The 2,315-nt window shown below is 37.5% G+C and carries 2 protein-coding genes; both read left to right on the plus strand.

What is annotated here, in order from left to right:
• The coding region (locus tag ACEW8U_RS10520; RefSeq protein WP_373521995.1) for a tetratricopeptide repeat protein at positions 1–870 on the plus strand (870 nt) is incomplete at its 5' end.
• A gap of 505 nt (positions 871–1,375) precedes the next feature.
• A partial coding sequence (locus ACEW8U_RS10525; protein WP_373521996.1) for a TonB-dependent receptor plug domain-containing protein occupies positions 1,376–2,315 on the plus strand: 940 nt, incomplete at its 3' end.

The raw sequence follows: 2,315 nt of genomic DNA on the forward strand, positions 1-2,315 counted from the left end.
CAGAGATTACCGGCCTATAGAAACATCTCAAGAGATCTTTTCCCAAAACTCAGTGCAGCAAAAATATCGGTGGAATTAGAAGACACCAGGTTCAATAATACAGAAATCGCGGCAAGTGTTTATGCGCTGTTACAGAACGGAAAGCCGCTTGAAGGTTTTAATCAGGATCATTTGGTATTTGCCGGTCAGACCGCGAAAAGACTGGATGAGAAAGAAGCAATATTTTTAAAACTTACAGAAATTTATCCTTCCGAACTGGCCTTCAACAACCTTGGGGTGGTTTATTTAAATCAGGCACAGCGAGAGCTCGATACAAGAGATAAAAATGTCCTAGTCACAAAATCCATTAATATGTTCAGGCAGGCCAATAGAATCAAAACCACATCTGTTTCACTCCATAATATCGGCAGGGCTTATTTATTGAGGGGAGATTATTTTGATGCTTACATCTCAATTTCTGAAGCCTCAGCATTGGAGAAAAATGAAACAGATGCATTTTTGATATACAATGAAGGTGTTCGTGGTGCTTTGGATATCATCAATGGAGATTACAAACTGGCAACAATCAGATTGAACAGGGCTTCTGAAAACGAAGAGAACCTTTTCAACAAAGGTTTGGCATATTTCCTGGCTGAAGATTACAGAATGGCCTTGGAGTCTTTCGAAGAATGTGTTCAGAAAGGAAGAGAAACCGGTTATGGCTTTTATGGTCTGGCTTTGGTAGCATCTTATTCAGAAGATGTGGAGGCTTTAAAAGAGAATCTCTCAAAGGCCATTGATAGAAGTGAGTTCCTCAGAGAAAGAGCTTTGAGGGATATTAATTTCAAACCCTATTTTGACAAAAAGGAGTTCATTGATATTTTCAGGTAAAATAATCCATAACAATCCACTTCATTTCCGCTAAACAAATAATACAATTTTATTTTTTGATTACCCTTTAATGATTTTTAACAAAAAGTTTTTGTATAATTGATGATTCATTATATTAGTCTCTGAATTATGACTATTAGGTATGATAAAGTCATTTCGATGTTTGAATGCCAAATTATATTCTTTTGAATAATTGAAGAATAAATCAAAAGTATCAATTAAACTTAACCCGAAATCTCCAAACCTATGAACAAAAGTTAATTTTTTTGAATCCCAATAAAAATTGTATCAAAAGATTATTTGGCATTTTGTATTTTAATTCAAAATGAAGTAAAGACAGATTCTTTGTCGTGGTATAATCAGCAATAGTATTAGAATTGATCAAAAAATTCCAAAAAACTATTACAATTATTTTGCAAGATATTGCAAACGTTTGCACTCAAGATTAAAAAATTAATTGCAACAAAAAATCGATTAATAATTATTACCCAATCAATCTATGTTTATGGAAAAACTTTACAAAAGTCTAAGTGTATTCATATTACTCTTAGTTGTTTCCAGTGCCACCGCGCTGGCACAAAGAACAGTGACCGGCAAGGTTGCTGATGAATTTAATGACGGAATTCCCGGTGTAAGTATCCTGGTTCAAGGAACTACCTCGGGAGTAGTAACTGACATCGAGGGAAATTATACCATCAATGTGCCTTCCGAAGGGAGCGTACTTGTTTTCTCTTTTATTGGTTATGTAACCAAAAGTGAAACAGTCGGCAACAGAAGCCAAATCAATGTTGCCCTTGAACAATCCTTTCAGGGATTGGATGAGGTCATTGTGACAGGATATACCTCAGAAAGAAAGAGGGATATTGTTGGTTCCGTTTCAGTGGTCAACACCAAAACTACCTTACAACAGCCAAGTTTCAACCTTGGTAACATGTTACAAGGTAGGGCAGCAGGTGTCACTGTTTCCGGTACAGGAGCCCCAGGTGCCGCAGCCAAAGTTAGGATCAGAGGATTCACTTCTTTTGGTAACAATGACCCTTTGTATGTCATTGATGGCGTGCCTACCGATAATGCCAATGCACTTAACCCTCAGGATATTGAATCAGTTCAGGTTTTGAAAGATCCCGTATCGGCTTCCATTTATGGATCAAGAGCTGCTAACGGTGTTATTGTGGTTACCACAAGACAGGGAACTTCTGGTAAGACAAATCTTACTTATGATTCTTATGTTGGTTTCCAAGCTTTGCCTGATAGGGTTTTCCCTAGAATGTTGAATACTGAGGAATACAGAGAACACCTGATCAGAGCAGCTGATGGAGCAGGTATCCCATTCAACAGCAGGATTTTCCAGAATGGAATACCGAGATATCTAGTCTCCAATACGGATGTGAATGCTAGACCTCAGGACGCTACGAATCCGGACTTTGACAGGTATAATTGGGATC

This window comes from Aquiflexum sp. (assembly GCF_041751335.1).
Classification (GTDB): Bacteria; Bacteroidota; Bacteroidia; order Cytophagales; family Cyclobacteriaceae; genus Aquiflexum.